We start from the raw sequence: 15,571 nt of genomic DNA on the forward strand, positions 1-15,571 counted from the left end.
TCGGATGTTACCCCAAATTCCTATCGGTCTAATTTATAAAATATAGAAATATGAAGACATTGAAAATTACAAAAAGTGTAAAAGCAAAAATTGACAAAGCCCACGAGGAATGTAAAAAAGGCAACTGTATCAAACTATCATCGCATGAGGATATTGATAAATACTTTGATTCTCTATGATATAAAGAGTTGATATGCCGTACCATGCGGTAAGCGCGGAACATGATAAATCATGTCCCTACATTTTCCCTTTCTTTTTGATATTTCTCGGGAAATGTTCCAGGATCTCACGACGCAGATCGGAGACTTCCATGTGCGTGTAAATCTCCGTTGTCTCCAGGCGCTCATGACCGAGCAACATCTGGATGGCACGCAGATCAGCGCCGCCCTTCAAGAGTGCCGTAGCAAACGAATGGCGGAGGGTATGGGGAGAGATGGTTTTCGTGATTCCCGCTGCCACGGCCTGACGCTTGATCATGATGAGGATCATCGTACGCGTGAGATGATGGCCGCGACGGTTGAGAAAGACATAATCCTCCTCTCCTTCCTTGATCTTCATCTGACGGCGGTCGACAAACCACAGGTTGACCTGTTTGATCGCCTCATCGGAGATCGGCACCAGACGTTCCTTGTTGCCCTTTCCCAGCACACGGATGAATTTCTCATCAAAATAAATATCTGAAATTTTAAGATTGACGAGCTCCGATACGCGGAGGCCACAGGAGAAGAGCGTCTCGATGATCGCCTTGTTGCGTTGTCCTTCCCATTTCGACAGATCGATGGACGCCTCCAGCTGGTCCACTTCCTCCGTAGTGAGGTATTCCGGAAGATGTTCGCCGATCGTCGGCCACGGCAACAGTTCCGTGGGGTCATCCTTCACGTCGCCCTCCAAAAGAAGGAAGCGATAGAACGAACGTACGCCGCTGAGAATGCGCCCCTGTGAACGCGGCCCGATACCCTGGTCATGAAGACCGGCGGCAAACGTCTCGAGATCGGCGAGCTTTACCTCTGTGACCGTCTTTCCTTGATCTTCCAGAAAATGAAAGAGGAAGAGAAGGTCATGCTGATAAGCCGCCTGCGTGTTGGCACTGTAGCCGCATTCGAGTTTGAGATAACGCATATAGCGTTTGAGATATTCTTTCTGATCCATCAGTGACAAAGATAATGATTTTTTCTTGGAAAAAAGCAGTGTTTCTCAAAAATATCTATTACTTTTGCAAGACACTAAACAGAATAAGATGAAGAAAATACAGATTATCAATGGTCCGAACCTCAACCTCCTGGGCATCCGGGAGCCGGGCATCTACGGCAAGAACTCTTTCGAGAGCTATCTCCCCGTTTTGCGTGGGAAATATCCTGATTTGCAGATTGATTACTATCAGAGCAATATCGAAGGCGAGCTTATCGACAAGATGCAGGAGGTCGGCTTTGACTACGACGGTATCGTCCTCAACGCCGGTGCTTACACTCATACGAGTATCGCCCTGCAGGACTGTATCCGCAGCCTGAAATGTCCCGTCGTGGAAGTACATATCAGTAATGTCCACAAGCGTGAAGAGTTCCGCCACCACTCCTATCTCTCTCCCGCCTGCCTCGGCGTGATCTGCGGCTTCGGACTCTTCGGCTACGACATGGCTATCCAGGGCATCCTCAACCATGACGCTTGACGAATATATCCTCTCCCACAGTGAGCCCGAAGGTGATTACCTCCACCAGCTCTGGCGCGCCACGAATATCCATACTATCCACGGACGTATGGCCTCGGGACATCTGCAGGGACGCCTGCTGAAGATGTTCGTGGAGATGATCCGGCCGCAGCATATCCTGGAGGTCGGCACCTTCTCCGGCTACAGCGCTATCTGTATGGCAGAGGGTCTGAAGGAACTGTCGAAAGACACGACAGCCGGAGAACAGCCTACGAGAAAACTCTATACGTTTGAGATCAACGATGAGATGGAAGACTTCACGCGGCCGTGGATTGACGGCTCCGACGTGGCGGATTATATCGATTTCCGCATCGGTGACGCCATGACATTGGCGCCGCAGCTCGGCATCTCGTTCGATATGGCCTTCGTCGATGGCGACAAGCGTACCTATCGCGACTGTTACGAGATGGTGCTGAAGATCCTGCGCCCCGGCGGCTTCATCCTCGCCGACAACACGCTGTGGGACGGCCATGTCGTCGATCCTGCTTATGATAAAGACAAGCAGACGCACGGCATCGAGGACTTCAACGACTTTATCGCCCGTGATCCGCGCGTGGAACAGGTCATCCTCCCCGTCCGCGACGGCCTCACCCTCATCCGCAAACGATAGACCGTCAAGTGGGGCCTGCCGCTAAGTGCGTCTGCTTTGCAAGCAGACGAAACCTCAAGAATATGAAAGAAGAAGGCTTGGTATTAGAAAACCTCGTCATCGGCTATCACCGCCGTGGCGAGCAAATCCGCGTGGCGGGCCCACTCAACGAGCAGGTCCGTCCGGGGGAGTTCGTCTGTCTCATCGGCCGCAACGGCACGGGGAAGTCAACGCTCCTGCGCACGCTCTGCGGCATCATCCCACCGCTCTCGGGGACGATGCGCGTGCCCCGTCATATCGCCGTCGTCCTCACGGAGAAGCCGCGGGCGAAGATGTTCTCCGTGGAGGATATGGTCGCCATGGGCCGCACGCCCTATACGAATTTCTGGGGACGGCTGTCGACGGAAGACAAGACCGTCGTCGATGCCGCCATACACCGTGTGGGCATCGACGATCTCCGTGACCGGAAGATGGGAACGCTCAGCGACGGTGAGCGACAGAAGGTCATGATCGCCAAGGCATTGGCGCAACAGACTTCCGTGATCCTCCTCGACGAGCCGACGGCCTTCCTCGACTATCCCAGCAAGAGCGATCTCTTCCGCCTGCTCCATGAACTGGCGCACAACGAGCGAAAAGCCATCCTCGCTTCTACACACGATCTCGACCAGGCCCGTCCCTATACTGACCGCGCTATCCTACTCGGTGAACCCTTTGAAGGGTCCGTGATGGGATAACTTCTCCGTACACATCCTTGCGGCATAACGGCCACTCTCCAACGGACTCCACCCCTGCACTCTTCCATAGAGATAACCGGCACTGTAAGTATCGCCGCAGCCCGTGGCATCGACGACGGCCTTGGCGGGAAAAGCGGGGATATCTTCATAGTTCCCATCGACATAAGCCAGGGAGCCACGGTCACCGAGGGTGATCACGACTTCACGAACACCCCATTCCCGGAGCTGCTGCGCTGCGGCATGGGGATCATCGAGGCCCGTAATCGTCTGCATCTCTTCCTCATTCACCTTCAGATACCAGGTATGCGCCAAGATCGCTTTCTTCGCTTTCCAGTCTACGGGATAGACATTCTCGTCCCGTACCTCTCGGAGAAAGCCTTGTACATCAATGGATATACGACCTTTTTGGGATAACGCTTCGATTAATTCCGGGGAGAAATCATCTTGCAACAGACTGCCGAGATGATAGATGCGGGCATCGATATCCTGCAACTCATCTATCGTGAAAGAATCAGCCTTTGCAGGGACGCGCTGCCGGCGGTTATTGAAATCTGCTCCGTAGATATTCTCAAAACAAACGGTATGACGGGAAGGAAAACAGGTGATATCAATGCCTTCCTGACGCATGGCCTCAACAGGAGCCGCATCTTCCTCCGCCATCTTCGTGACAATATTGAAAGAGACGGCTTTCGGCAGATGGCTGAGGGCAACGCCGAAATAATAGGCCGTACCTCCCGTCATCTTCACCTCATTGCCGGGCGTAATGATCAGGTCCTTGGTCAAATGACCGATACAACAGATATCTACTTTCTTCATTTCTTTGATCATTCTTACATAAGGGCGGCCCTTGTTTTATGGCTTGCCGCCATGTGCTTGCGCTTTGCAAGCGCGAGGAGGCGCTGTTGAGACGCCCCCCTACGAAGGCCGGTTATGCCAACAGGCGCTTGGCCAAATAACGGACGGGATAATAAACGGCGATCCAACTAACGGCGATGACCGTCAGGAAGACGATCAGCACATCACTGTAGTGGACACTCACGGGATAAGCGTCGACAATGAACGAGCCCTGTGTCTCGCCGAGGGCTACAAAGCCGTAGGTCTGCTGCAGCCAACAGAGGAGAAGACCAATGCCGATACCAATGATGGCACCCAGAACGGAGATCATACGACCTTCAAAAAGGAAGATATGTACGATCTGTTTCTCTGTGGCGCCGAGATTCCGCAGTGTCACGACGTCATTCTTCTTGTCGATGATGAGCATCGACAGTGATCCGATGATGTTAAAGCAGGCGACGACGAGGATGAACGTCAGGAAAAGATAGGCCATGAGCTTCTCCACATTCATGATCTTAAACGTGTCCTCCTGCTGCTCAAAACGGTCGAGCACACGATATTTATCCGCGCAGATCTTCTGGATCTCCGCCTTTACGGCCCCAAGATCACTACCGGGCTTCAAACGAAGTTCAAGACTGGAAATCATCCCTTGGTCTCCGAAGAGGCGGCGGGCGAAGCCGATGGACGTGATGATATAGTTGGCATCATATTTCGCCTGCTTCACGGAGAAGACGACGCCGGAAGAGATCAGCGAGTCAACGACAAAGCCCGACGTGGGATTGGCCTGGTCGAGCTGGCCCGTACGCACGGGGGCATAGATGCGCAGATAACCATTCCATTTAGCACCCGTCCCTAACTGTGCAGCGAGGCGGATGCCCGGCGTGCCGAATTCGAGGTTGGCGACATGCGTCTGAAAGGAGCCGTCGCCATCGAGAATATCATTGATATGCGACAACTCCGTAAAATTGTCATCCACGCCCTTCACCGTGACCATCGCCTGGTGATCGCCGAAGACGGCCAACGCCTGGTCCTCCACACACTCCGAAGTGACGGCAATCTGCGGCAGCTGCCGGACCTTCGTCAGCACGGGATCATCGGCAGCTACCGTCTTGCCCCGCGCCGGCACGAGCTCGAGCTGAGGGTCCAACGACGTGAAGAGTGTCGCCACGAGGTCATGGAAACCATTGAAGACACTCAGTACGATGACGAGGGCCGCCGTAGCCACGGCGATGCCGATGGCCGAGATAGCCGAGATGATATTGATGGCATGGGTACTCTTCTTCGAGAAGAGGTAGCGACGGGCGATGAAGAACGGGAAATTCATGATACGCTATGCCTTACTTCTTCAACAGTTCATCAATATGCTCGAGATAGTCGAGACTGTCATCGAGGAAGAAGCGGAGCTCCGGGACGATGCGCAGCTGTTTGCCGACATGCTGTCCAAGCTCGTAACGCAGCGTCTTCTCACTCTCACGGATATTCGCAATGATCTCCTCGCCCTTCTCACTGGGAAAGATACTCAGATAGGCCGTACAGATACTCAGATCGGGAGAGACACGGCAACGGGTGACACTCACCAGTGTGCCATGGGTCTTACTCGTCTGACGCTGGAAGATAAGAGCCAGCTCCTTCTGAAGGAGACGGGCTATACGGTTTTGTCTTGTTTCTTGCATTGTTTTTTTCTTTTAATGGTTTCGACCCATTGTGGGTGCGTGGCCGCAAGTAGGGACATCATTTATTATGTTCCGTTCAGCATTCGCCGAGATCGATATGGCTCACGAGGACATCCTCCTTCAGGAAGATGCGGGCACTCTCCTTGAACTTGTCGGGATTCTCTGTCGTGAGATAACGGCACGTGCCGCCCTTCGTGCAACGGGCATCCATATCGCCGTGACGATGGAGATAATCCTTCAGACTCTCGGCGACATACTCGCCTTGGGGAACGATGCGCACGCCGGGCTTCACATATTTCAGAATCTTCGGCATGAGCAACGGGTAATGGGTGCAGCCAAGGATGATCGTGTCGATATCGGGATCCTGGCGCATGAGCTCGTCGATGCGCTTCTTCACGAAATAGTCGGCTCCGGGACTGTCGGCCTCATTATATTCGATCAGAGGCACCCAAAAAGGACAGGCGACGCCGCTGACCTTGATATCGGGCCAGAGCTTGGCAATCTCCATGTCGTAGCTGTGGCTCTTCACCGTTCCCTCCGTTCCGAGAAGTCCGACATGGTTGTTGCGGGTCAACTTGCCGATAATCTCTGCCGTAGGACGGATAACGCCGAGGACGCGGCGCTTCGGATCGAGCTCAGGGAGGTCTTTCTGCTGGATCGTACGCAGGGCCTTGGCGGAAGCAGTGTTACAACCGAGGATCACAAGCTGGCAGCCTTCCTCAAAGAGCTTGATGACGGCCTGCCGCGTGAACTTATAGACCACGTCGAAAGAGCGCGTGCCGTAAGGGGCACGGGCATTATCGCCGAGATAGATATAATCGTACTCAGGCATGAGCTGACGGATACCATGGAGGATCGTCAGCCCGCCATAACCGGAATCGAAGACGCCGATAGGTCCGGGAGATGATGGAAGTTTCATTGGCTTTTACTTTAATATGCTCAGCAGCTGGTCGGTGACATCCACGCCATTCTGCGCATTGATATAAGGCAGCGTGCCGCGGTCGTTGTTGATGATGAAGGCGAGGCCCTGCTGCTCACCGATGCGTGCCAGGGCACTGTAGACCTTCTGTCGCAACGGTGCCATCGCCGCCTTCTCACTCTGGTCGAGGAGCTTGCGGCTCTGCTCCTTGAAGGCCATATTCTTCATCAGCAGATCCTTCAGCTCCGCCTGCCGCTTGTCGCGGATCGACGGCGCCAGCGTGCTCTGCGTAGAGAGGAAATCCTCATATTTCGCATTGAACTCGTCCTCGGCACGCTTCAGCTCGGCGGCATACTGCTGAGAGAGCTGGTCCACCTGATGACGGGCCAGAGCGTAACCGGCCACCTGCGGCAACACCTTCTCCATGGAGAAGTAGCCAAAACGAAACTGCTGCGCACTCGCAAGGAGCGGCAGCAGCATCAGTGTGAATATTAAGATGAGTTTCTTCATCCTGTTTCTTTACTTCAGTTTGGCCTGAACCTTGGCAGTGACATCCTCTACCATCGGACCGGCATAGATGGCTACGCCATCCTCGAAGATGTAAGTATAGTTGCCTGCCTTGCCGACAGCGTCGATGGCATTGCGGACCTTCTCCTGGATAGGAGCGAGGAGCTCGGCGCTCTTCTTCTGCAGCTCGTTCTGGCCGTCCTGGTAAGCCTGCTGGATCTTCTGGTTCAGCTGATTCAGCTCGTCCTCCTTGGCCTTCTTGGCCGTGGCGTTCATCGTGCTCTGAGCCTTCTGATACTCGTCGACCTTACGCTGGAGCTCGTCCTGCATGGCCTTGAGCTCGTTCTCCTTCTGCTTCTGGAGAGCCTGCATGTCACCGTTAGCCTTTGCGACCTCAGGCATTGCCTGCATGATGGTCTGCGTGTTCACCTTTGCAAATTTCTGTGCGAACATAGTCATCGGTGCGCACAGCAACAACATCAAAATCAGTTTTTTCATATTTACTCTTTGTTTATAATTTACGTTTTTACTCGACGGCTAGGGGGCGGAGCCTGCCCCGCCGCGTTTTCGGGTGCAAATATAATGTTTTTATTTGGAATAACCTAACTTTTCGAGCACTTCATTACTAATATCTACCTTCGGAGAGCCATAGATGATGCCGGAGTTGCTGGCACGGTCGATAATCAGGCTATAACCGCGGTTCTCGGAGATCTCCTTCACGGCATTGTAGATCTCTTCCTGGATAGGACTCATCAGGGCCTCACGCTTCTTGTAGAGCTCACCCTCGGGACCGAAGTATTTCTTCTTCAGGTCAGAGGCTTCCTTCTCCTTGTTCATGATGGCTTCCTGACGGCTCTTCTTCTGCTCCTGGGAGAGGAAGACAACCTCGTTCTGATAGTTCTTGTAGAGCGTGGCAGCCTGCTGGTTGAGGACGTCGACCTCAGCCTGCCATTTCTTGCTGACCTGATTGAGCTGCTCGTTGGCACGCTCATAAGCCGGCACGTTCTTCAAGATATACTCCATGTCCACAAGTGCGAACTTCTGGGCGTGGGCGTGGAAGGTAGAAAAAGCGAAAAGGCAAAGAAGGCATGCGATCTTTACCCCCCATACATTCAATTTTTTCATTTCCTTATGTTTTAAATTCTACACCTTATTATATAGTAGGTACATAATTAGAATTCCTGTCCCAGGATGAAGTGGAACTGGCTGCCGCCCTTGCTGTAGCTCGTACCATTCCATACCTTGTCGAATCCGTAGCCCCAGTCGATACCCATCAAGCCGACCATCGGCAGATAGATACGCACGCCGAGACCGGCGGAACGTTTCATGCTGAAGGGGTTGAAGTTCTTCGTGTCGTACCACGCATTACCACCCTCGAGGAAGGCGAGACCATAGATCGTCGTATTGCCGAGGAGGAACGGATAGCGCAACTCCAAGGTGAAGCGGTCGTAGGCGTAAGCGTAATAACCCGTCGTGGGTGAGTAGCTGACGCTACCGTTGTCGTAACCACGCAGACCGATCGTCTCCTCACTGTAACCGGAGGAATAGCCGCTCATACCGTCACCACCGACATAGAAGGTCTCAAACGGACTCTTCTTATACTTGTTGTAGTCACCCAACAAGCCGAGTTCGACACGCGTCATCAAGACGAAGCACTTCTGGCCACTGGTGAGGGCCGTGAACGTGCGGGCTTTGAACTTCCATTTGTGATACTCCACCCAGCGGTATTTCTCCTGCATCTCTGCCTCATAGGTGGCGCTCCGGCTGTTGAGGGCAAGCTTGGAATAATCCTTGCCGTCGAACTTGCTCCATGGCGGCGTGAGCGTCACGCTGGCCGTGAACTCGGAGCCACGACGCGGGAAGAGTTGGTTATCCGTGGAGTTACGACTCAGCGTGATGTTGAAGTTAATGTTGTTGGCATTACCGTTCGTCATCAGGAAGTAGCTCCAGTTGCGCAGCATATAACGCTGGTAAGCGAGCTGCAGGCTCAGCGTGAAGTAATCATCGGGCCAACGCAGACGCTTACCCCAGCCGATGCTCACACCGAACATCTGGATATACTTGTCGGGATCGTAATAGTTCTCGTAACTGTTGCCGTAATAGCTGCTGCCGTAACCATACATATAACTATAATAGTTCTGCATGTAGGCAGAGTTATAATAGGTACTCGACACATCCGTCTGCTTACTGTAGTAAGCGCCGACATTGAACTGGATAGGACGCTTGCCGCCAAACCAGTTGGTGGAATAGTTGATGTTGTAGCTCTGATAGTAAGTACCATTGGTCTGCGCGCCGATGCTCAAGACCTCACCGTCACCGATCGGCATGATGCCACGGTGCTCCTTGTTCTTGTTGAACAGGTTTCGCATGGAGAAGTTGTTCAGCTTCAAGCCGACGCGGGCGATGACACCCGTCTGTCCCCAACCGAGGGAGAGCTCTACCTGGTCGTTGCTCTTCTGCACCAAATCCCAGTTAATATCCACGGTACCATCCTCGTAGTTCGGCTTCACATCGGGATTAACTTTCTCGGGATCGAAGTGACCCATGGAAGCGAGCTCACGGGCGGAACGCTGGAGGGCATCCTTCGAGAAGAGATCACCGGGCTTCGTACGGAGCTCACGTCGGATGACATTATCGTAGAGCTTATCGTTACCATTGATACGCACATGGTTGATATGTGCCTGCTGGCCCTCATAGATACGCATCTCGAGATCGATACTGTCGCCGACAACATTGACCTCGACGGGATCGAGGTTATAGAAGAGATAACCGTTGTTCCAATAGAGGTTGCCGACAGCGTCGTCATCCTCAGAGAGACGCTTGTGGAGGAGCTTCTGGTTGTAGACATCACCCTTCTTCATACCCAGGACGGCAGAGAGATAATCGGTGGTGTAGACGGTGTTGCCGACCCACGTGATATTGCGGATATAGTATTTCTTTCCTTCATCGACCTTCACCTTGATATCCACGTGCTTGTCATCATAGTTCCACACGCTGTCGCCAAGGATCGTGGCGTCACGATAACCGAGCTCGTTGTATTTGTCGATGAGGTTCTGCTTATCCTTCTCCCAACGCTCGGGCGTATATTTCTTCGACTTCAGGAACGTGGAGAGCTTGCCGGCCTCGTGCGTCTTGGAGAAGGCGCCCTTGCGGAAGAGGCCACCCTTGATGCGGCCGTCGCTCAGATGGTCGTTGCCCTCGATGAAGATCTGATGGACCTTCATCTTCTCCTTCTTGTCGATATCGATATCGAGAATCACCTGGTTCTTGGCAGCAACATCCTCCCGCTCACGAATCTGGATATCAGCATTCTTGAAACCTTTATCCTCAAAATATTTCTTGGCGAGGATCTTCGCACGGTCAAGCATGTTCGGCGTCACCTGGGAGCCTTTGAGCAGACCGAGCTTCTTCTCCATATCCTCACGCTCGCTCTTCTTCAGACCGATATAATTGATCTGTGAGACTCGGGGACGGACCTTCAGATAGATATGCAGATAAATCTTGTCGCCCACGAGGGAGTCGGCGGCAATCTTCACCTGTGAGAAGAGGCCATGGCGCCAATAGCGCTTCACGGCGTCGGAGATCTCCGTTCCCGGCACCGTGACATGCTGTCCCACGGAGAGCCCGGAGATACCCGAGAGGACATAATCCTCATAGCCCTCGACACCGGAGACGTTGATTCCTCCGATGACGCAGTCACGGGGCGTGCCGGCATAGGAGATGTCGGGATTGAGAATCTTGTCTTGTGCCACGGCGCCGATGGTGAAGCCCATATCGACGGCGAGGCAGATTAACACCTTATTGATATTGTTCATCGTCTTTGATTTTCCTATTTGTCTGAATGCTCGCAGCCTTTCTGAGCGTTGGCCTGCTGTGAGCCACCCTCCTCGTTCTCAATCTGCTGCTCCGTCTTGCCGTAGCGGCGCTGACGGTGCTGGTAACTCTCGATGGCCTTGTGGAGGTCCTCCTCCGAGAAGTCGGGCCAGTAAGTATCACAGAAATACAGTTCGGTATAAGCGATCTGCCACAGGAGATAATTGCTGATGCGCAGCTCCCCGCCCGTACGGATGAGGAGATCGGGGTCGGGCATAAACTTCGTCTCGAGATGGTCGCTGACCGTCTGCTCGGTGATGAGGGTGTCGAGGTCGGCGGCAGAGATCGGATGGCTCTCATTCTTCTCCAGCGCCTCCCGGACGATGTCGCGGCAGGCCTTCGTGATCTCCCAGCGGGAGGAATAGCTCAGAGCGACGACCATCGTCATCTTCGTATTGTTCTTCGTATGCTTTATCGTCTCCTGCAACTTATCCTGAACGACCTGCGGCAGGCGGCCGATATCTCCGATGACGCGGAAGCGTACATCGTGCTTCATGAAGATCTCATCCTCGAGATTGGCCAGCACGAGGCCCATGAGGGCATGGATCTCCGTCTCCGGCCGGTTCCAGTTCTCCGTAGAGAAAGTATAGAGGGTGAGATATTTCACGCCCAGGCGTGCGCACTCCGCAGTGATGCGTCTGACGGTGTCGACGCCTGCCTGATGGCCGTAGGAGCGGTCCTTGCCGCGCTCTTGGGCCCATCGTCCGTTACCATCCATGATGATGGCGATATGCTGGGGTATATTCATACGTTAGAAATGATCATTATTACACGTGCGGCACTTGGCCTTGAAGCTGTAGGTCAGCGAGACCATGAGCAGCGAGAAGGAGTCGGTATTCTTGAAGAGTCCCGAACTCGTGATGCCGTAGGGATCTTTCACGCCGTCGAGCTGGTCGCCGGTGGTGAAGTGCATGCCCCAGGCGACGCTGAGGTTCGCTCTTGTGCCCATCTTATATTTGATGCCGAGTCCGAAGGGGAAGCTCAGCGACATGTTGCTGTCGCCGTTGCTGGGTTTGGCATTGGTGGCGCCGAGTCCGATGAAGACAAACGGCGTGAAGCGCTTGGCCCGGAAATAGTCGCGTCCCGTGCCATAGGGCAGGAAATTATATTCGTAAACCACACTGACATCGACCACTGTGGACGTGAAATCGTAATGGGCACGCTGCGTGACATCAGTTCCCGTATAATCGGGATACCATGTCTCGGAATTATCACTGTTGCCTTTCAACTTGCCATAGGTCCCCTGCACACGGAGGGCGTTGCGGGGATTGAAGAGATAGCGCCAGACGAGACCGGCGGCGGGCTGCACATTTTTCACCAGACTACCGGAGAAATCGCCCTGATAGGTCATGGCGCCGACACCGGCACCGATCTCCATGCGGTATTCCGGCTCATCCTGTGCCTGCACGACGAGGACTGCGAAGAGACAACTGAGCAGTATAGCGAGTTTTCTCATACCGCCAAACTCCTTATTCCGTAAAATCCTTATTCTCAATCGTCCAGCCGCGATAATTCTGACGGTATTTCACGATCTGTCCGCTCTCGGCGTCAATGAACCACAGCCAGTTGCTGCTGTCACCGGCGAAGCCGTAGACGGAGGAGAGGGTGATGGGGCATGACGCGTTAAGATCCGTCTGCCACGTGATACCCTTATCTTTCGAGGTGAGGAGTGTCGTGGAAATCGTTCCGTCGGCATTCTCTTTCCGACAGAGGGCCTCAAGGTCGGAGCCGTAAGCCGTAGCGCTGACAGTGCCGGGGAAATACATTTGCTGGGAGAGGGTGCCGCCACTGTTGGTCTTGTAAGCGCGGGGCTGTCCGTAGACGAGTTCAAAGGGACGGTTGGCTTGATAATAGCCATACCAGCTGACGAAATGTCCGTCGGCCATTCCCGTGAGGACGGCAATGGTCATGTCGGCATTCGTCGTCGAGGGGATGAGGGCGAGGTTGGCATTCGTCGTTGGCAGCGAGTCAGTTGTCGTGCCGTCGGTAGCCAGGTTGCTGAGGAGCATGTTGCTGGCCGTCCACGTCTTCAGGTCTGTGGAGGCGTAGATCTGTCCGTTGTCATAGAGATAGACGGCATCATCGGTGGCGACGACACGCTTCCACGCGTCGGAGGAGAAAGTGGCGTTGGCGGGTGATGTCGGGATGATCTCCTTCCACGTCGTGCCGTCGTTCTTGTCGGTGGTGAAGAAGCAGAGGTCGGAGCCGTGGGTACCGGTGACGACCATCTTGTCGTCCCAGGCGAAGGCCTTCATGCCCTTGAGTGTCTTGAACGTCTCCACGGTGGCGACCTTCACGGTCTGATAGGCGGCGGAGTCCTGCCGATGGACATTGACCTTCACGAGATACTTCCTGTAGGCGGTACGGAGGATATTGAAGGCGAAGAGGTGACGGGGCTTGGCGAAGCTGATGGTATCGCTGCTGCTATAGGCCCGCATACTGTCGAGGACCTCCGCACGCTCGTTACCGTCGGCATCGAGGGGCAGATAGGCGGTGACGCCACTGGCCTCATTGGTCACAGAGATGAGAAGTTTCGAGGGATCAGTACCATAAGGCAGAGAGTCGGGGTTGTAGATCAAGCCCTGCGCCTGGTCGATGACGAATTTATACTTCGTACCGGAAGCCGTCGTCGTATAGGTGCTGTCCGCTCCCGTAGAGGAAGTGGTATGTGCAAGATATTTGTATGTGGAGATACTAAAAGCCGTAATTGCCGTGTCGTCGGAATAGGTCGTCGTATCCTCATCGTCATTTCCCAGACAGGAGGAGAGGGCGAGAACGACAGACAACAGCGTTGCGAGCAATATAATCTTCTTATGCATGATTACTTACAGAATGGTTTTTGTGTGCAAATTTACAGATTATTATTCAAAAAACACGCTATCCGCCCTTTTTATTACGCAAATTTAATACAAAAAGGCCCGGTGAGCATCAACTCACCGGGCCAATTATGTTCGTTTTGATATAATCTTAACGATTAGAGCTGGGGACCAGCAGCAACGAGAGCCTTACCAGCCTCATTGCCCTCATACTTCTTGAAGTTCTTGATGAAGCGAGCAGCGAGGTCCTTAGCCTTAGCATCCCACTCAGAAGCGTCCTTGTAAGTGTCGCGAGGATCCAGGATGTCCTTGTTCACACCTTCGAGCTCTGTAGGAACGACGAAGTTGAAGTAAGGAATGGTCTTCGTAGGAGCCTTGTCGATCTCGTGGTCGAGGATACGGTCGATGATACCACGGGTATCACGGATAGAGATACGCTTGCCGGTACCGTTCCAACCTGTGTTCACGAGGTAAGCCTTAGCACCACTCTTCTCCATGTGACGGACGAGCTCCTCAGCATACTTGGTAGGATGCAGCTCGAGGAATGCCTGGCCGAAGCAAGCGGAGAAGGTCGGAGTCGGCTCAGTGATGCCGCGCTCAGTACCAGCCAGCTTAGCGGTGAAACCAGAGAGGAAGTAGTACTTCGTCTGCTCAGCGTTCAGGATAGAAACAGGAGGCAGTACACCGAAGGCATCAGCGCTGAGGAAGATCACCTGCTTAGCAGCGGGACCCTGGCTCTCCGGACGCTGGATGTTCTTGATGTGGTAGATAGGATAAGAAACACGGGTATTCTCCGTAACGCTCTTATCAGCGAAGTCTACCTTACCGTCTTTGTCAACAGTGACGTTCTCCAGGAGGGCGTCACGCGTGATAGCGCCGTAGATGTCGGGCTCAGCCTCCTTGTCGAGGTTGATGACCTTTGCATAGCAGCCACCCTCGAGGTTGAAGACACCCTTGTCATCCCATCCGTGCTCATCATCACCGATCAGCTTACGCTTAGGATCGGTAGACAGCGTGGTCTTACCGGTACCGGAGAGACCGAAGAAGATAGCGGTGTTCTCACCGTTCATATCGGTGTTGGCAGAGCAGTGCATGGAAGCGATGCCACGCAGCGGGAGGAAGTAGTTCTGCATAGAGAACATACCCTTCTTCATCTCACCACCATACCATGTGTTGATGATGACCTGCTCCTTAGAGGTAACGTTGAAGACAACAGCGGTCTCAGAGTGGAGGCCGAGCTCTTTCCAGTTCTCAACCTTTGCCTTGGATGCGTTGTAAACGATGAAGTCAGGCTCCTGCTCGAAGTCAGCCTCAGTCTTCGGACGGATGAACATGTTCGTCACGAAGTGAGCCTGCCAAGCGACCTCCACGATGAAGCGGACCTTCATGCGGGTGTCACGGTGTGTGCCGCAGAAACCATCAACGACATACAGCTTCTTGTTGGAGAGCTCTTCCTGAGCGATCTTCTTCACAGCCTTCCAAGCTTCCTTGCTTGCGCGGTGGTTGTCGTTGTGATACTCCTCAGAGTCCCACCATACGGTGTCGTGAGAAGTCTCATCGTCAACGATGAACTTATCCTTAGGAGAACGGCCCGTGTAGATACCGGTCATACAGTTGACGGCACCAAGCTCTGTCTCCTGGCACTTGTCGAAGCCCGTAAGACCTTCCTTGGTCTCTTCATTGAACAGCACCTCGTAAGAAGGATTGTACAGAACCTCAGCAGTACCTGTCTGGATTCCGTAGCTTGCTAAAACTGATTTGTCAAACTTTGCCATTTTATAAAATGTATTTAAGTTGTGAATGTATTCTTTACTCTTAAACCGACCGCAAAGTTAGCAAAAAAGAAAGAGAAACGCAAATTCAGAATTTACAAAAAATCTTATTGGTTTCGGTTTTTAGGTTAAATTATTTAAAATATTTA

The 15,571-nt window shown here is 53.3% G+C and carries 16 protein-coding genes; 3 read left to right on the plus strand and 13 right to left on the minus strand.

Features of this window, described 5'->3' with window-relative positions; genetic code table 11:
* Positions 1 to 237: 237 nt before the first annotated feature.
* On the minus strand, positions 238 to 1,149 hold the full coding sequence (gene xerA / locus G604_RS0109690) for a site-specific tyrosine recombinase/integron integrase (protein WP_036905263.1): 912 nt from the start codon (positions 1,147 to 1,149) through the stop codon (positions 238 to 240).
* A gap of 88 nt (positions 1,150 to 1,237) precedes the next feature.
* Here xerA and aroQ point away from each other — a divergent pair, with 88 nt between their 5' ends.
* From aroQ to G604_RS14125, 3 genes are all read left to right on the plus strand, one after another.
* Positions 1,238 to 1,666, plus strand: a complete 429-nt coding sequence (gene aroQ, locus G604_RS0109695; protein ID WP_028910387.1) for a type II 3-dehydroquinate dehydratase — start codon at positions 1,238 to 1,240, stop codon at positions 1,664 to 1,666.
* A complete protein-coding gene (locus G604_RS0109700) occupies positions 1,656 to 2,315 on the plus strand; it encodes an O-methyltransferase (RefSeq protein ID WP_028910388.1) in 660 nt (219 codons plus the stop codon). The genes aroQ and G604_RS0109700 overlap by 11 nt, the downstream gene beginning before the upstream one ends.
* 62 nt (positions 2,316 to 2,377) lie before the next feature.
* Positions 2,378 to 3,028 (plus strand): ABC transporter ATP-binding protein, encoded by a 651-nt coding sequence (locus tag G604_RS14125; protein ID WP_036905267.1) that lies wholly within the window; start codon positions 2,378 to 2,380, stop codon positions 3,026 to 3,028.
* On the opposite strand, the gene G604_RS0109710 is transcribed toward G604_RS14125, so the two are convergent.
* From G604_RS0109710 to pckA, 12 genes are all read right to left on the minus strand, one after another.
* A complete protein-coding gene (locus tag G604_RS0109710) occupies positions 2,990 to 3,844 on the minus strand; it encodes a PfkB family carbohydrate kinase (RefSeq protein ID WP_028910389.1) in 855 nt (284 codons plus the stop codon). The genes G604_RS14125 and G604_RS0109710 overlap by 39 nt on opposite strands.
* A gap of 112 nt (positions 3,845 to 3,956) precedes the next feature.
* Positions 3,957 to 5,186: an FtsX-like permease family protein gene (locus G604_RS0109715; RefSeq protein WP_028910390.1), complete on the minus strand. Its 1,230-nt coding sequence runs from the start codon at positions 5,184 to 5,186 to the stop codon at positions 3,957 to 3,959.
* Positions 5,187 to 5,199: 13 nt separating this feature from the next.
* Positions 5,200 to 5,535, minus strand: coding sequence for a 30S ribosome-binding factor RbfA (gene rbfA, locus G604_RS0109720; RefSeq protein ID WP_028910391.1), 336 nt, complete (start codon positions 5,533 to 5,535; stop codon positions 5,200 to 5,202).
* Between the two features lie 76 nt (positions 5,536 to 5,611).
* Entirely contained in the window at positions 5,612 to 6,454 is an 843-nt protein-coding gene (gene murI / locus G604_RS0109725) for a glutamate racemase (protein WP_028910392.1), read from the minus strand.
* A gap of 6 nt (positions 6,455 to 6,460) precedes the next feature.
* Positions 6,461 to 6,964 (minus strand): OmpH family outer membrane protein, encoded by a 504-nt coding sequence (locus G604_RS0109730; RefSeq protein WP_028910393.1) that lies wholly within the window; start codon positions 6,962 to 6,964, stop codon positions 6,461 to 6,463.
* Between the two features lie 9 nt (positions 6,965 to 6,973).
* Entirely contained in the window at positions 6,974 to 7,459 is a 486-nt protein-coding gene (locus tag G604_RS0109735) for an OmpH family outer membrane protein (RefSeq protein ID WP_028910394.1), read from the minus strand.
* 90 nt (positions 7,460 to 7,549) lie between these two features.
* Positions 7,550 to 8,086 (minus strand): OmpH family outer membrane protein, encoded by a 537-nt coding sequence (locus tag G604_RS0109740; RefSeq protein WP_036905270.1) that lies wholly within the window; start codon positions 8,084 to 8,086, stop codon positions 7,550 to 7,552.
* 47 nt (positions 8,087 to 8,133) lie between these two features.
* On the minus strand, positions 8,134 to 10,776 hold the full coding sequence (locus tag G604_RS0109745; protein ID WP_028910396.1) for an outer membrane protein assembly factor: 2,643 nt from the start codon (positions 10,774 to 10,776) through the stop codon (positions 8,134 to 8,136).
* Positions 10,777 to 10,790: 14 nt separating this feature from the next.
* On the minus strand, positions 10,791 to 11,582 hold the full coding sequence (locus G604_RS14130; protein WP_051220350.1) for an isoprenyl transferase: 792 nt from the start codon (positions 11,580 to 11,582) through the stop codon (positions 10,791 to 10,793).
* Between the two features lie 3 nt (positions 11,583 to 11,585).
* A complete protein-coding gene (locus tag G604_RS0109755; protein WP_028910397.1) occupies positions 11,586 to 12,290 on the minus strand; it encodes a DUF6089 family protein in 705 nt (234 codons plus the stop codon).
* 13 nt (positions 12,291 to 12,303) lie between these two features.
* Positions 12,304 to 13,653: a DUF6242 domain-containing protein gene (locus G604_RS0109760; protein WP_028910398.1), complete on the minus strand. Its 1,350-nt coding sequence runs from the start codon at positions 13,651 to 13,653 to the stop codon at positions 12,304 to 12,306.
* Positions 13,654 to 13,808: 155 nt separating this feature from the next.
* Positions 13,809 to 15,425: a phosphoenolpyruvate carboxykinase (ATP) gene (gene pckA / locus G604_RS0109765; RefSeq protein WP_028910399.1), complete on the minus strand. Its 1,617-nt coding sequence runs from the start codon at positions 15,423 to 15,425 to the stop codon at positions 13,809 to 13,811.
* Positions 15,426 to 15,571 lie beyond the last annotated feature (146 nt).

It is taken from the genome of Prevotella sp. AGR2160, assembly GCF_000424185.1.
Taxonomy (GTDB): domain Bacteria; phylum Bacteroidota; class Bacteroidia; order Bacteroidales; family Bacteroidaceae; genus Prevotella.